This window comes from Streptomyces sp. NPDC107575 (assembly GCF_055657265.1).
In genome coordinates this window covers 1-14,650 of sequence record NZ_JBVKBG010000009.1, presented here as the reverse complement: position 1 = coordinate 14,650, position 14,650 = coordinate 1, and the positions used below count along the sequence as shown (strand labels likewise).

The window sequence follows — 14,650 nt, the reverse complement described above, 5'->3', positions numbered from 1 at the left end:
TCAGGGCTCTTCACGGGATCTTCACAGTCGAACGCGTTGACCCGCGATTGTTGAGGACACGACGATTTCGCCACCCGACTCCGGGATTCCGGGAGGCGAAATCGTGTTCGTCCAGCAATTGGAGCCCGTAGGCGGCTCGCTCGGCCTGTCCGCCCTCGTCGCGGCCCTGCCGCTCGTGACCGTCCTCGTCCTGCTCGGCGCCGTGCGCATGAAGGCGCACCGGGCGGGCCTGATCGGTCTCGCCGTGGCAGCCGCCGTCGGCTGGCTCGCGTACGACATGCCCCTGGGGCAGACCGTCTCCAGCGCCGCGCAGGGCGCGGTCTTCGGGCTCTTCCCCATCATGTGGATCGTCGTCAACGCCCTGTGGGTGTACCGGATGACGGTGCGCACCCGGCACTTCGACATCCTGCGCCGCTCCTTCGGGCGGCTCTCCGACGATCCGCGCATCCAGGCGCTCGTCGTCGCGTTCTGCTTCGGCGCGCTCCTGGAGGCGCTCGCCGGGTTCGGGGCGCCGGTCGCCATCTGCTCGGTGATGCTGGTCGCGCTCGGCTTCGACCCCGTGAAGGCCGCGGTCGTGGCGCTCGTCGCCAACACGGCACCCGTCGCCTTCGGCGCCATGGGCACGCCGGTCGTGACGCTGGCTCAGGTCACGGGCCTTCCGCTGGACGCCGTCGCCTCCGTGGTGGGCCGTCAGACGCCGCTGCTGGCCCTTGTGGTGCCGCTCGTGCTCGTCGGCCTGGTGGACGGCAAGCGGGGCCTGCGCGAGACCTGGGTGCCCGCCCTCGCATGCGGATTCGCCTTCGCCGTCGCCCAGTTCGTGGCCTCCAACTACGTGTCCGCCCAACTCGCCGACATCGGCGCCGCCCTGGTGGGCGCGGGCGCCCTCGTCGCGGTGCCGCACGCGCGCAGGCCGGCCGCCGAGCCCGTCCGCGCCGCGGTCCTGACCGGCGTACGCAGTGAGGACCTGGACGAGGAGGACGCGCGGCCCGAGGTGCTGCGGGCCTACGCGCCGTACGCGCTCATCGTCGTGATCTTCTCCCTGGCGCAGATCCCCGCCATCAAGGACTGGCTCGCCAAGGCCAACTGGGTCTTCGACTGGCCCTTCCTGAATGTCGCCGACCCGAGCGGCAAGCCGGTGGGCGGCAACATCTTCACGCTGCCGATCTTCTCCACCGGCGGCACGCTCGTCCTGATCGCGGGACTCTTCACCGCGGTCGTCATCGGCGTGCACGCGCGCGACGCGCTGCGCGAGTGGTTCGCCACCGTGCACGAACTGCGGTTCGCGATCCTGACGGTGACGAGCGTGCTGGCCCTCGCGTACGTCATGAACCTCTCCGGACAGGCCGCCACCATCGGGCACTTCGTGGCGGCCGCGGGCGCCGGGCTCGCCTTCCTGTCGCCCGTCCTCGGCTGGTTCGGCGTCGCCGTCTCCGGCTCCGACACCTCGGCCAACGCGCTCTTCGGCGCCCTCCAGGTGACGGCCGCGCAGCAGTCGGGCCTGCCGCCGGACCTCCTCGCCGCGGCGAACAGCTCCGGTGGCGTCCTCGGCAAGATGATCTCGCCGCAGAACCTGACGATCGCCTGCGCGGCGGTCGGCCTCGCGGGCCGGGAGGGCGACCTGCTGCGCAAGGTGCTGCCGTGGAGCCTCGGCCTGCTCCTGGTGATGTGTCTGATCGTGTGGGGGCAGAGCACGGCCGTGCTGTCGTGGATGCTGCCGTGAGCGAGGGCGGGTTTCGCTTGGTACTGCTGTGACCAGTGAGGATGCGGGCGGGCGGGTTCCTCGGGAGGAATGAGGGGTTCACGATCCGTTGTCGGTGCGGCCAGGTACTTTGTGGGTCCGTGCAGGACTCCAGGAGGGCTGGGCAGACCGTGGCTGCTGCTGATCTGTCGCAGATCGTTAAGGCGTACGACGTGCGTGGGGTGGTCCCGGACCAGTGGGACGAGGAGCTCGCCGCGCTGTTCGGTGCCGCGTTCGTGCGGGTGACCGGCGCCGACGCGATCGTCGTGGGCCACGACATGCGGCCCTCGTCGCCCGGCCTGACGGGGGCGTTCGCGCGCGGGGCCGCCGCCCTCGGCGCCGACGTCACCGAGATCGGCCTGTGCTCGACGGACCAGCTGTACTACGCGTCGGGCGCGCTCGACCTGCCCGGCGCCATGTTCACGGCCTCGCACAACCCGGCGCAGTACAACGGCATCAAGATGTGCCGCGCGGGCGCCGCGCCGGTCGGGCAGGACACCGGTCTCGCGGAGATCCGCCGCCTGGCCGAGGAGTGGAGCGCCTCGGGCGCCTCGGAGCCGGCCGCCACGCCCGGCACCGTCACCCGTCGGGACACGCTGCGGGACTACGCGGCGCACCTGCGCGGACTGGTCGACCTGACCGCGATCCGCCCGCTGAAGGTCGTGGTGGACGCGGGCAACGGCATGGGCGGGCACACGGTGCCGACCGTCCTCGACGGCCTGCCGCTGGACGTCGTGCCGATGTACTTCGAGCTGGACGGCACGTTCCCGAACCACGAGGCGAACCCGCTGGACCCGGCGAACATCGTGGACCTCCAGGCACGCGTGCGTGCCGAGGGTGCCGACCTCGGCCTCGCCTTCGACGGCGACGCGGACCGCTGCTTCGTGGTGGACGAGAACGGCGACCCGGTGTCCCCGTCCGCGATCACCGCCCTCGTCGCCGCCCGCGAACTCGCGCGCAACGGCGGCTCGGGCACGATCATCCACAACCTGATCACCTCCTGGACCGTGCCGGAGGTCGTGAAGGAGAACGGCGGCACGCCCGTGCGCACGCGCGTGGGCCACTCCTTCATCAAGCAGGAGATGGCCACCACCGGCGCGATCTTCGGCGGTGAGCACTCCGCGCACTACTACTTCCGCGAGTTCTGGAACGCCGACACGGGCATGCTGGCGGCCCTCCACGTCCTCGCGGCCCTCGGCGGCCAGGAAGGCCCCCTGTCCTCCCTGGTCGCCGCCTACGACCGCTACGCGGCCTCCGGCGAGATCAACTCCACGGTCGCCGACCAGACCGACCGCCTCGCCGCGATCAAGGCGGCGTACGCGGACCGCGAGGGCATCACGACGGACGAGCTCGACGGCCTGACGGTCACGGCGACCGACTGGTGGTTCAACGTCCGCCCGTCCAACACGGAACCGCTGCTGCGCCTGAACACGGAGGCCCGCGACACGTCAACGATGGAAAAGATCCGGGACGAGGCCTTGTCGATCATCCGCGCCTGAGGCCCCCGGCCAATCAAGCCCCTGCGGCGATTGAGCAGCGGGGTCCGGGGCAGAGCCCCGATCTTTTCCAGCCCCGCCGGCGATTGAGGCGCGGGGTCCGGGGCGGAGCCCCGCGGCGTCAAGCCCGGATGGGCCCAGGCTCGCGCCGCCCGGGGCAATCCGCCACCAAGGCCGACCTCCGGAGCGCCGCACCCCCGCCGGAGGCCACGGCCCCGCCCACGCCACCGCCCCCGCCGGTAGGCTGGTGACCAGCGCCGCACCCCGGCCGGCCATCCGGCCACCGCACGCGGTGCAGCGCACCCGAACCCCACACCCCCCGGAGGGAAACCATGCCGCTCGAAGCCGGCCTCCTGGAGATCCTCGCCTGCCCGGCCTGCCACGCCCCGCTCAAGGAGGCCGACGCCGAGCTGATCTGCACCGGCAAGGACTGCGGCCTGGCCTACCCGGTCCGCGACGGCATCCCCGTCCTCCTGATCGACGAGGCGCGCCGCCCCGCGTAACCCCCGAAAAGACGCCGCCCGCAGGAGGCCCGACGCCATGTTCGACGAAACGCTCCTGGACGACCCGGACGAGCTGGCCAGGGCCGACCGCCGCGGCCTGCTGCGCGGCGCCGCAGAGGCCGGCGCCCGCGTCCGCACGGCGGCCCGGCACGCGGCCGAGGCCGGCATCGCCGAGCTGAAGCCCGACGGCCGCCCCCGCGCCGTCCTGATCGCGGGCCCCGGCACGGCCGCCGCCGGTGTCGCCGACTTCGTCGGACGCCTGGCGGGCGCCGCCTGCCCGGTCGTCCGCCTGCGCTCCACCGGCGTGGCCCCCGCCTCGGGCGCGCTGCGCTGGGAGCTGCCGGGCTGGGCGGGCTCGGTCGACCTCCTCCTGATCGCCACGCCGGACGGCACGGAGCCGAGCCTCTCGCTCCTCGTGGAGCAGGCGTACCGGCGCGGCGTCACCGCCGTCGCGGTCTGCCCCTCCGGCGCCCCGCTGACCGAGGCGGTCTCCCGGGCGCACGGCCTCCTCGTACCGATGGCCACCGCCCCGTACGAGCAGGACGAACCGGCGGCCGCTTCCGCGCCCGGCGCACTCTGGGCGCTGCTCACGCCCCTCCTCGCGCTGCTCGACCGCACCGGTCTGCTCACGGCCGAGCCGGAGACGCTCGAAAAGGTCGCCGACCGCCTCGACCAGGTCGCCGAGCGCTGCGGCCCGGCCATCGCCACGTACAGCAACCCGGCCAAGACCCTCGCCGCCGAGCTCGCCGAGGCGCTCCCGCTGATCTGGACCGAGGGCGCCGCCGCGGGCCCGGCGGGCCGCCGCTTCGCCGCCGCCCTCGCCGAGCTCGCCGGACGCGCCGCGCTCGCCGCGGACCTGCCCGAGGCGATGCCGGCCCACGGAGCGCTCCTCACCGGCGACCTGGCCGCGGGCGCCGACCCCGACGACTTCTTCCGCGACCGCGTCGAGGAGGTCCAGACGATGCGCGCCCGCGTCGTCCTGCTGCGCGACCGGCCCGCGGGCGGCCTCACCGCCGCGCCCGCCGCCCGCGAACTCGCGCTCTCGCACGACATCGCCATCAGCGAGCTGGAGCCGGAGGAGGGCAGCGACCTGGAGACCCTCGCGGAGCTGATCGCCGTCACGGATTTCGCCGCCGTTTACCTGGGCCTCGCCTCGCGGGCCTGACCCGGACCGACCCTTTCCCCGGCCGGCCGACGGCGCCCGGCCGCCCCGCCCTGGACCGCGTACCGAAAGAACCCCTCATGGACCGCCTCACCAACACCGTCCGCCCCTACGCCTGGGGCTCCACCACCGCCATCCCGCAGCTCATCGGCGCGGAGCCGACCGGCGAGCCGCAGGCGGAGATGTGGATGGGAGCCCACCCCGGCGCCCCCTCGCGCACCGAGCGCGGCCCGCTGAACGAGGTCATCGACGCGCACCCGGCCGACGAACTGGGCGCCGCGGCGGTCGAGAAGTTCGGCCCCCGCCTCCCGTTCCTCCTCAAGCTGCTCGCCGCGGGCGCGCCCCTCTCCCTCCAGGTGCACCCCAACCTCCAGCAGGCGAAGGAGGGTTACGAGGACGAGGAGAAGCGGGGCGTCCCGATCGACGCCCCGCACCGCAACTACAAGGACGCCAACCACAAGCCCGAACTGATCTGCGCCCTGACGCCGTTCGACGGCTTGTGCGGCTTCCGTGACCCCGAGGAGGCCGCGAAGCTCCTCGAAGGCCTCGGCGTCGACAGCCTCAAGCCATACGCCGATCTGCTGCGCGCCCACCCCGAGGAGGCGGCGCTGCGCGAGGTCCTGACCGCCGTACTGAGCGCGGACCCCGCCGACATGGAGCGCACCGTCACCGAGGCCACGGCCGCCGCCCAGCGCATCGGCGGCGCCTACGAGCCGTACGCGGGCATCGCCCACCACTACCCGGGCGACCCGGGCGTCATCGCGGCGATGCTGCTCAACCACGTCCAACTGCAGCCCGGCGAGGCCCTGTTCCTCGGCGCCGGCGTCCCGCACGCCTACCTCGACGGCCTCGGCGTCGAGATCATGGCCAACTCCGACAACGTGCTGCGCTGCGGGCTCACCCCCAAGCACGTCGACGTGCCCGAACTCCTGCGCATCGTCCGCTTCGAGGCCACCGACGCGGGCGTGCTGCGCCCCGAAGCCTCCCCGAACGGCGAAGAGGTCTACGACATCCCCATCGACGAGTTCCGCCTCTCGCGCTTCGTCCTGCCCGAGGGCGGCGCGGACCACGACCTGACGGCCGCGACGCCGCAGATCCTGCTGTGCACGGCGGGCACCGTCCGGGCCGGCGAGCTCGCGCTCGCGCCCGGCGAGTCGGCCTTCGTCCCGGCGGGCGAAAAGGTCAATGTGTCCGGTTCCGGCACGCTTTTCCGGGCGACCGTTGTGGCCTGAGAGGCATGCGAGGCGTCCCGTGCTGCAACAATGACCCACCGCGCACGGGACGTAATACGTAGAACCTCGAAGGGACACCAGGAACGACATGAGTGCTTCAGGCGGAGCCAAGGCGATCGTGGCGGCGCTGGCCGCCAACCTAGCGATCGCGGTAGCGAAATTCGTGGCGTTCCTCTTCAGTGGCTCCTCGTCGATGCTCGCCGAGTCGGTCCACTCGCTCGCCGACTCCGGCAACCAGTTCCTGCTGCTGCTCGGCGGCAAGAAGGCGCAGCGCGAGGCCACCCCCCAACACCCCTTCGGCTACGGCCGCGAGCGCTACATCTACGCCTTCCTGGTGTCGATCGTGCTCTTCTCCGTCGGTGGCATGTTCGCCGTCTACGAGGGCTACGAGAAGATCAGCCACCCGCACGACCTGGAGCACTGGTACTGGCCGGTCGGCGTGCTCGTCTTCGCGATCATCGCCGAGGGCTTCTCCTTCCGCACGGCCATCAAGGAGTCCAACGCGCTGCGCGGGAAGCTCACGTGGGGCCAGTTCATCAAGCGCGCCAAGGCGCCCGAGCTGCCGGTCGTCCTCCTGGAGGACTTCGGCGCGCTCATCGGTCTGATCCTCGCGCTCGGCGGCGTCGGCCTGACCCTCGCCACCGGTGACGCCGTCTGGGACGGCATCGGCACGCTCTGCATCGGCATCCTGCTCATCGCCATCGCGGTCGTCCTCGCCCTGGAGACCAAGTCGCTGCTGCTCGGCGAGGCCGCCGGCGCCGACGAGGTCGCGAAGATCGAGAAGGCCGTCGTCGACGGCGACACCGTCACCGGCCTGATCCACATGCGCACGCTGCACCTGGGCCCCGAGGAACTCCTCGTCGCCGCGAAGATCGCCGTGCAGCACGACGACACGGCCGCCGAGGTCGCCCGCGCCATAGACGATGCCGAGGCCCGCATCCGCGCCGCCGTCCCGATCGCCCGCGTGATCTACCTCGAGCCCGACATCTACAGCGAGTCCGAGGCCGCGAAGGGCTCCGACCCGGAGGCCCGCCCCGGCGGCCCGACCCCGAGCGCGGAGCACTGAGCGCGTTTTTCACGTCTACGTAGAGGGGCCCTACCGAGAATCTCGGTAGGGCCCCTCTACGTAGAGAGCCGTTCGGCTACTGCACCTCGGCGAGCACCTCGAGGATCGCGGCCTCGTCCGGCGCGGCCTGGAGCCGCGCCCGGAAGTCCGTGTCCATCAGCTTGCGCGACAGGAGCGCCAGGATCCGCAGGTGCTCGTCGCCCGCCGCGGCCTCCGGCACCGAGATCATGAAGACCAGCCTGGCCTTCGTGCCGTCGAGCGAACCCCACTCGATGCCCTCGGCGGACCGCGCGAAGCAGACGACCGGGGCGGTCACCGCGTCCGTCTTGGCGTGCGGGATGGCGATCTCCTCGCCGAGCCCGGTCGTGCCCTGCTCCTCGCGGCGCAGCGCGGTCTGCACGAGCTCCTCCGCGTCGGCGACCTTGCCGGTGGCGGCGGCGAGGCCCGCCAGCTCGCGGATCGCCGCCTCCTTGTCCTGCGCGTCCAGCTGCACCTTCACCGTCCGGTCGGTGAGGTAGCCGGAGAGGACCTCGGGGTCCTGGTCCGCTGCCGCATCGGCCTCGGCCGTACCGGCGGCGGTGGCGGTCGCCGTGGCCGCTTGGAGCGAGCCGGAGGCGGACGCGGAGGCGACCGAGGCGGTGGCGTGCGCCGGCTCGGGCGCGCTCTCGGCGGCGACGGCCGGAGTGGCACCGGCCAGGGCGGCCTCGTCGGCCTTGCCTTCGGCGGAGTCGGCCGCGGCCTGCTTGGCGGCGGCACGCCGGTTGCTGACGCCGATGAGCGCGTTCGTCGTCACGGCGGTGACCGCCGTGCCCGCGACGATCGCGATGAAGAACCAGGCGAGACCGCTGATCGCACCGAACACCGCGACGATCGGACCGCCGTGCGGCACCGAGTCCTCGACACCCGCGAGACCGGCGATGGCACCGGCGACCGCGCCGCCCAGCATGTTCGCCGGGATGACCTGCGCCGGACGCGCCGCCGCGAACGGGATGGCACCCTCCGAGATGCCGAAACAGCCCATGAACAGTGCCGCGATACCGGCTTCCTGTTCCTGCTGCGTATAGAGCTTGCGGCGGATCATCGTGGCCAGGCCCTGGCCGAGCGGCATCACCGGGATGGCCGCGGCGGCCATACCCATGACGGCGTTGTTCGTCCCGATCAGACCGACGGCGAACAGGAACGCGGTCTTGTTGACCGGGCCGCCCATGTCGAACGCGATCATCAGACCGATCAGCGCGCCGAGCAGCACCGCGCTCGACCCGGTCATCCCGCCGAGGAAGTCGGTGAGATGCGTGAACACCCAGGAGATCGGCCCGCCGAGGATGTAGATGAAGGCGAGGCCGACGGCCAGCGTGGACGCGATGGGCACCACGATGATCGGCATGATCGGCTGGATGGCCTTCGGGACCTTGATCTTCCGGATCGCGAGCACGAGATAGCCCGCGAGGAAACCGGTCACGATGGCGCCGAGGAAACCGGCGTTGGCGTCGGAGCCGTAGATGCTGGCGTCGGCGGCGAGGAAGCCGCCGATCATGCCCGGCACGAGTGCGGGGCGGTCACCGAGCGCGAAGGCGATGTAGCCGGAGAAGATCGGCAGCATCAGCTTGAAGCCGAGCGTGCCGAGCGCGTTGACGTTGAACCAGAACGTGTCCTTGGGGATCTGGATCCCGTCCGGCGTCGCATGCCCGCCGATCGCCAGCGACACCGCGATCAGCAGACCGCCGACCACGACGAACGGGATCATGAAGCTGACACCGTTCATCAGCGCCTTGTACGCCGCGCTGCGCTCCTTGCCGCCGGACGCCGCGGCCTCCTGCGCCCCGCCGCCCGCAGAGCCGGCCACGGGCGCGCTCTGGACCCGCTCGATCAACTGCTCGGGGTGGCTGATGCCCTCCGACACGCCGACCGACAGCACCCGCTTCCCGGCGAACCGGGCGCGGTCGACGTCCTTGTCGGCGGCGATGATGATGCCGTCGGCGTTTTTGACATCGTTGTCGGTGAGGACGTTCTCGGCCCCGATGGACCCTTGCGTCTCCACCTTCATGTCGATGCCTGCGGCGTCCGCTGCCTGCTGCAGCTTCTCCGCCGCCATGTAGGTGTGCGCGATGCCGGTCGGACATGCGGTCACCGCGAGCAGCCTCAACTTCTTCTGCTGCTCGACGGCCCCTCCGCCCGCGTGGGGGTCGGCCGGACTGGTCACGTGGGGTCTCCTTCAAGCGTTCCGTGCAAGAGCGCGCAAATCTTTGCGGCTCCCCCAGCATGGTGCAACACATACGCACAGGCCCGACAGTTCAAAGGTCCTGTATCAGGTAGTCCGTAGTCATGTATCCCTGTTCTCGCTGCGGATCTCCTTCCGACGCGGGCCGATCCGGAACTCGCCCGACCGGATCGAGAGGCGGGGTGGGTTCGGCTGGGCCGATCGGTGTAGCTTTGTACCGAGCCAGACGTCGCTGCTGATGGCGGTCGGGCGGCCCGCACGCCGGGTCGACCCGAGGGAGAGAGGGCCTCCGACGGACTGCGCTGCGAACGACCAGGGGACACTTGTGTCCCAGGACGCCGCAGGTCAGCCATGCGCGCACCACCCGTATCGCGGGCAGGCGCCTCAGCCCACCTCGACCGACTGCAACAGCACCGAGGAGCAGCTCACTTATGACTTCTGTCGCCAACCGACAGGACCAGGACTTCAAGGTCGCCGACCTCTCCCTCGCCGCCTTCGGCCGCAAGGAGATCACCCTCGCCGAGCACGAGATGCCCGGCCTCATGGCGATCCGCAAGGAGTACGCCGCGGCCCAGCCCCTCGCGGGCGCCCGCGTCACCGGCTCCCTCCACATGACGGTCCAGACCGCCGTCCTCATCGAGACCCTCGTCGCGCTCGGCGCCGAGGTCCGCTGGGCCTCCTGCAACATCTTCTCCACGCAGGACCACGCCGCCGCGGCCATCGCCGTCGGTCCGAACGGCACGCCGGACAACCCCCAGGGCATCCCGGTCTTCGCCTGGAAGGGCGAGACCCTGGAGGAGTACTGGTGGTGCACGGAGCAGGCCCTGACCTGGCCGAACACGCCCACCGGCGGCCCGAACATGATCCTCGACGACGGCGGTGACGCCACCCTCCTCGTCCACAAGGGCGTCGAGTACGAGAAGGACGGCAAGGTCCCCTCGGTCGACACCGCCGAGTCCGACGAGCACCGCGTCATCCTCCAGCTCCTGAACCGCACGATTTCGAACGGTTCGCAGAAGTGGACCCAGCTCTCCTCCGAGATCCGCGGCGTCACCGAGGAGACCACGACCGGCGTCCACCGCCTGTACGAGATGCAGCGCGACGGCGTCCTCCTGTTCCCGGCGATCAACGTGAACGACGCCGTGACCAAGTCGAAGTTCGACAACAAGTACGGCTGCCGCCACTCGCTCGTCGACGGCATCAACCGCGCCACGGACGTCCTCATCGGCGGCAAGACCGCCCTGGTCTGCGGCTACGGCGACGTGGGCAAGGGCTGCGCGGAGTCGCTGCGCGGCCAGGGCGCCCGCGTGATCGTCACCGAGGTCGACCCGATCTGCGCGCTGCAGGCGGCCATGGACGGCTTCCAGGTCACGACGCTCGACGAGGTCGTCGACAAGGTCGACATCTTCGTCACGACGACGGGCAACAAGGACATCATCATGGCCAGCGACATGGCCAAGATGAAGCACCAGGCCATCGTCGGGAACATCGGCCACTTCGACAACGAGATCGACATGGCCGGCCTGGCGAAGATCGACGGCATCGTCAAGGACGAGGTCAAGCCGCAGGTCCACACCTGGACGTTCCCCGACGGCAAGGTCATCATCGTGCTGTCCGAGGGCCGCCTGCTGAACCTGGGCAACGCGACGGGCCACCCGTCCTTCGTGATGTCCAACTCGTTCGCGGACCAGACGCTGGCCCAGATCGAGCTCTTCACCAAGCAGTCCGAGTACCCGACCGGCGTGTACGTGCTGCCCAAGCACCTGGACGAGAAGGTCGCCCGCCTCCACCTGGACTCGCTCGGCGTGAAGCTGACGACGCTCCGCCCGGAGCAGGCCTCGTACATCGGCGTCGAGGTCGAGGGCCCGTACAAGCCGGACCACTACCGCTACTGAGCACGCGCCGGCCGCCCGTCGGCCGACCGCCTCGCAGGACAGGCCCCCGCACCCCCGTGTCGGGGGCCTGTCCCGTGTCCGCCCACACCGCTGGCTACGGTGGACACGCCCTTCGACGCCCGCCCGCCTCGTACGCGACGGCGGCCGTCACCAGGCCAGACAGAGGACCCCACGAACGCCATGCCCCGCGGCCGTTATTCGCTCCACGATCCGCACGATCACACCCCCCTCGGCGAAGAACACTTCCAGTGCGCGCCCGGCCCCTCCGGCTGGCGCTATGTAGCGCAACGGACCACCCCCTCCGGCGACCATGCCGGCTCGATCGACCTCGCCCTCGACGAACTCGGCCGCCCCATCCGCCTCGAACTGAACGCGGCGAGCTGGCAGGTGAGAGGTGCCGCCATTGACGGCGTCACATGGGTCCGCACCGACCCGACGGGCACTCACGCCACCGAAGGAAACGCTCCCGCGCACGCGTTCACGGGAACCTCCCCCGCGTTCCTCATCGCCACCGCACGTCTGCTCGGTCTCACCCCCGCTTCCCCCTCGACCCGGGTCCGCCTCGTCGCCCTGACGGACCCCGTCCTCGCACCACTCACCGTGGACCAGTCCTGGACCCTGCTGAACAGCGAAGCACACGCCACTGACAGCGGACCCCTGACCGTGGACGAATACCAGGTCACAGCCCTGGACACGGGGGAGCAGCACTCAGTCCACATCAGCGGCGACGTGGTCCTCGCGGCCCCCGGCCTCGAGCTGGAGGACCTGGAGAACCCGCCGTCGGTGTTCCGCTGACACTGCCGCCGACTCAGGCCGGCGGCACGAACCCGGTGGCCGGCCCGTCCGAACTCCCGGACCCGGCCGGAGGATTCTCGGCCGGACCGGACGAAGGAGCGGGAGCCGGAGCAACGGGAGGAGCGGCCGGAACCGTGGGCGGCACGGGCCGCGCGGCCTCCGGATATCCGCCGTACGGCCCGGAAGCCGCACCGGCCACGGGCGAAGCAGCCTGACCACCCGCGGCGGCGCCCGCCCCGAACGCCCGCTGGGCCTCCCGCGACTGCCGCTCGTGCGTCACAGCCGCCAGATACGCGGCGGGCGGCATGTCACTCGGCACCGGCGCCCCGGTGTGCGCGGCGACCTCACCCGCCAGCCGCTCGGCCATCCCCCACCCGACCTGCGGATCCAACTGCCCCATCCGCGTCAGGTACTGCCGCACTGCGAGCCACAGCCCCTCCGGCACGGCCGACAGATCCAGCTCGGCGAACCTCCCGACCAGCCACGGCGGGGGAGGAGGCACGAACGCCAACTGCCCCGTCGGCACCCTCTCCCGTACGACAAGGGTCCCCGCGAACACGTCCCCGACCCGCCGACCCCGCGCGGACACGAGCGAAGCGATGCAGGCCACGACGCCAAAGGTCATGATGATCTCCACGACCCCGACGGCCCCCCGCACGAGCGCATGCCGGAACCGGATCGGCCCGCCGTCGTCCCGCACGACGCGCAGCCCGCACGCGAGCTTCCCCAGCGACCGCCCATGGCTCAACGTCTCCACGGCGATCGGAATCCCGACCAGCACCAACAGAAACGTCGCCACCGCGACGGCCGCGACCGCGGCGTCGTCGAGCGAGGCGGTCGCAGCCGCGAACGCCATGGTCACCGCGATATAGACGGCGAACGCCACCGCCAGGTCGATGAGCACGGCAAGCGCCCGACTCGGCAACTTCGCGGGCCGCAGCTCCAGCGCCACCGCCTCACCCGTCACCAGCTCACTCACGCCGGCCACCCACCCTTCAACGAGCTGCCCCAATAACCGCCAGTCTGCCAAGCTGAAGGACCATCGCGCCGTACAGGTGCCGGAAAGCGAGGAGCAGCAGACCGGATGGACCTCGACGTCTTCGTGTCCGCCCACCGGGCCGAGTGGGACCGCCTGGACGCCCTGCTGCGCCGCCGACGCCGGCTCACCGGCACGGAGGCGGACGAACTGGTGACCCTGTACCAGCGCACCGCCACCCACCTCTCGCTCATCCAGTCGAGCGCACCGGACCCCCGGGTGATCGGCCGCCTCACTCAACTCGTGGCACGCGCGCGTAGTGCCGTAACAGGCACCCGCCGCGCCTCATGGCGCGATGTGACCCGCTTCCTCACCCATGGTTTCCCTGCAGCGGTCTACAGGGCGCGCCACTGGTGGGTACCCACCGCACTGCTCTCGACCGCGATAGCCGCCCTGATCGGCTGGTGGATCGGCACCCACCCCGACGTCCAGGCCTCCATCGCGGCCCCCTCCGAGCTCCGCGAGATGACCCGCCCCGGCGGCCAGTACGAGACGTACTACTCGAGCCACCCGGCAGCCTCGTTCGCCGCCCAGGTCTGGACGAACAACGCGCAGGCCGCCGCCATGTGCCTGGTTCTGGGCGTCTTCCTGGGCCTTCCGGTCCTGTGGATCCTCTTCCAGAACATGCTCAACGTAGGTGTGGGCATCGGCCTGATGGCCTCCGTCGGCCGCCTCGACACCTTCCTGGGGCTGATCCTCCCGCACGGCCTGCTGGAGCTGACCGCGGTCTTCGTGGCCGCCGGGACCGGCCTCCGCCTCGGGTGGACGGTGATCGACCCGGGCCCCCGTTCCCGAAGGACAGCCCTGGCCGAAGAGGCGCGCGCGGCCCTCGGCATGGCCATCGGCCTGGCCCTCGTCCTCTTCATCTCTGGCGCCATCGAAGGCTTCGTCACCCCCTCGGGCCTCCCGACCTGGGCCCGCATCGGCATCGGCATCGCGGCAGAACTGGCCTTCCTCACGTACGTCTACGTGCTCGGTGGCCGAGCGGTACGTGAAGGGGAGACGGGCGACGTGGACGCGGACGAGCGCAGCGCGCTTCTGCCCACTGCCGCCTGATGTGCGTGCGCCCCGCTGACCTGCTAGTCTCCTCAACACCCCGGAAAGACCGTTGACACGGCCAGACCGGGGAGGTAGATTCGAACAGTTGCCCCGAACTAGACAGGTTCGATTGCAACGGCTAGCATCTAGCGCGCTTCACGAAATTCAATTCTTCGAGAAGCCCCTCCCGATTAATCGGAAACCCTGAGCCGGTCAGCCCGGCCCAAAACTTCTGATAAAGTCGGAATCGCCGAAAGGCAAAGGCCCTCCAACGGCCACCGGAAATGAAATCCGAACCGGAAACGGAACGGAAAACGGATCTGGTAGAGTTGGAAACACGAAATACCGAAGGGAAGCGCCCGGAGGAAAGCCCGCAAGGGTGAGTACAAAGGAAGCGTCCGTTCCTTGAGAACTCAACAGCGTGCCAAAAATCAACGCCAAAATTTGTTGATACCCCGTCTCCAGCATCAG

At 70.8% G+C, this 14,650-nt stretch carries 12 protein-coding genes; 9 read left to right on the top strand and 3 right to left on the bottom strand.

All coding sequences use genetic code 11. From position 1 onward, the window contains the following. Positions 1 to 103 precede the first annotated feature (103 nt). The 6 genes from ACZ7L4_RS36240 (at position 104) to ACZ7L4_RS36215 (ending at position 7,197) form a co-directional block, all read left to right on the top strand. On the top strand, positions 104 to 1,720 hold the full coding sequence (locus ACZ7L4_RS36240; protein WP_472109266.1) for an L-lactate permease: 1,617 nt from the start codon (positions 104 to 106) through the stop codon (positions 1,718 to 1,720). A gap of 149 nt (positions 1,721 to 1,869) precedes the next feature. Continuing rightward, complete coding sequence (locus tag ACZ7L4_RS36235; RefSeq protein WP_472109264.1) at positions 1,870 to 3,237, top strand: phosphomannomutase/phosphoglucomutase; 1,368 nt, start codon at positions 1,870 to 1,872, stop codon at positions 3,235 to 3,237. 329 nt (positions 3,238 to 3,566) lie between these two features. Next, positions 3,567 to 3,737, top strand: a complete 171-nt coding sequence (locus ACZ7L4_RS36230) for a Trm112 family protein (protein ID WP_266710935.1) — start codon at positions 3,567 to 3,569, stop codon at positions 3,735 to 3,737. 37 nt (positions 3,738 to 3,774) lie between these two features. After that, a complete protein-coding gene (locus ACZ7L4_RS36225; protein WP_472109262.1) occupies positions 3,775 to 4,902 on the top strand; it encodes an SIS domain-containing protein in 1,128 nt (375 codons plus the stop codon). Positions 4,903 to 4,979: 77 nt separating this feature from the next. Next, a complete protein-coding gene (manA, locus tag ACZ7L4_RS36220; protein WP_472109260.1) occupies positions 4,980 to 6,131 on the top strand; it encodes a mannose-6-phosphate isomerase, class I in 1,152 nt (383 codons plus the stop codon). Positions 6,132 to 6,219: 88 nt separating this feature from the next. Continuing rightward, positions 6,220 to 7,197 carry a cation diffusion facilitator family transporter gene (locus ACZ7L4_RS36215; RefSeq protein ID WP_472109258.1) on the top strand — a complete coding sequence of 326 codons (978 nt, stop codon included), beginning with the start codon at positions 6,220 to 6,222 and terminating at the stop codon, positions 7,195 to 7,197. Positions 7,198 to 7,273: 76 nt separating this feature from the next. On the opposite strand, the gene ACZ7L4_RS36210 is transcribed toward ACZ7L4_RS36215, so the two are convergent. Continuing rightward, the gene (locus ACZ7L4_RS36210) at positions 7,274 to 9,397 is read right to left on the bottom strand and encodes a fructose-specific PTS transporter subunit EIIC (protein ID WP_472109256.1); all 2,124 of its coding nucleotides are present in this window, start codon (positions 9,395 to 9,397) and stop codon (positions 7,274 to 7,276) included. Between the two features lie 449 nt (positions 9,398 to 9,846). Between ACZ7L4_RS36210 and ahcY the strand changes: the two genes are divergently transcribed. Further along, positions 9,847 to 11,310 (top strand): adenosylhomocysteinase, encoded by a 1,464-nt coding sequence (gene ahcY / locus ACZ7L4_RS36205; RefSeq protein ID WP_422407643.1) that lies wholly within the window; start codon positions 9,847 to 9,849, stop codon positions 11,308 to 11,310. A 180-nt stretch (positions 11,311 to 11,490) separates the two neighbouring features. Further along, positions 11,491 to 12,105, top strand: a complete 615-nt coding sequence (locus ACZ7L4_RS36200; RefSeq protein WP_472109254.1) for a hypothetical protein — start codon at positions 11,491 to 11,493, stop codon at positions 12,103 to 12,105. A 13-nt stretch (positions 12,106 to 12,118) separates the two neighbouring features. Here the strand turns inward: ACZ7L4_RS36200 and ACZ7L4_RS36195 are convergent, their stop codons facing one another. Continuing rightward, positions 12,119 to 13,084 (bottom strand): RDD family protein, encoded by a 966-nt coding sequence (locus tag ACZ7L4_RS36195; RefSeq protein ID WP_472109252.1) that lies wholly within the window; start codon positions 13,082 to 13,084, stop codon positions 12,119 to 12,121. A gap of 105 nt (positions 13,085 to 13,189) precedes the next feature. On the opposite strand from ACZ7L4_RS36195, the gene ACZ7L4_RS36190 reads away from it, so the two are divergent. After that, positions 13,190 to 14,197 carry a stage II sporulation protein M gene (locus ACZ7L4_RS36190; protein ID WP_472109250.1) on the top strand — a complete coding sequence of 336 codons (1,008 nt, stop codon included), beginning with the start codon at positions 13,190 to 13,192 and terminating at the stop codon, positions 14,195 to 14,197. 195 nt (positions 14,198 to 14,392) lie between these two features. Here the strand turns inward: ACZ7L4_RS36190 and ACZ7L4_RS36185 are convergent. Beyond that, positions 14,393 to 14,650 (bottom strand): hypothetical protein (locus ACZ7L4_RS36185; RefSeq protein ID WP_472109249.1); only part of this gene is annotated, 258 nt, incomplete at its 5' end.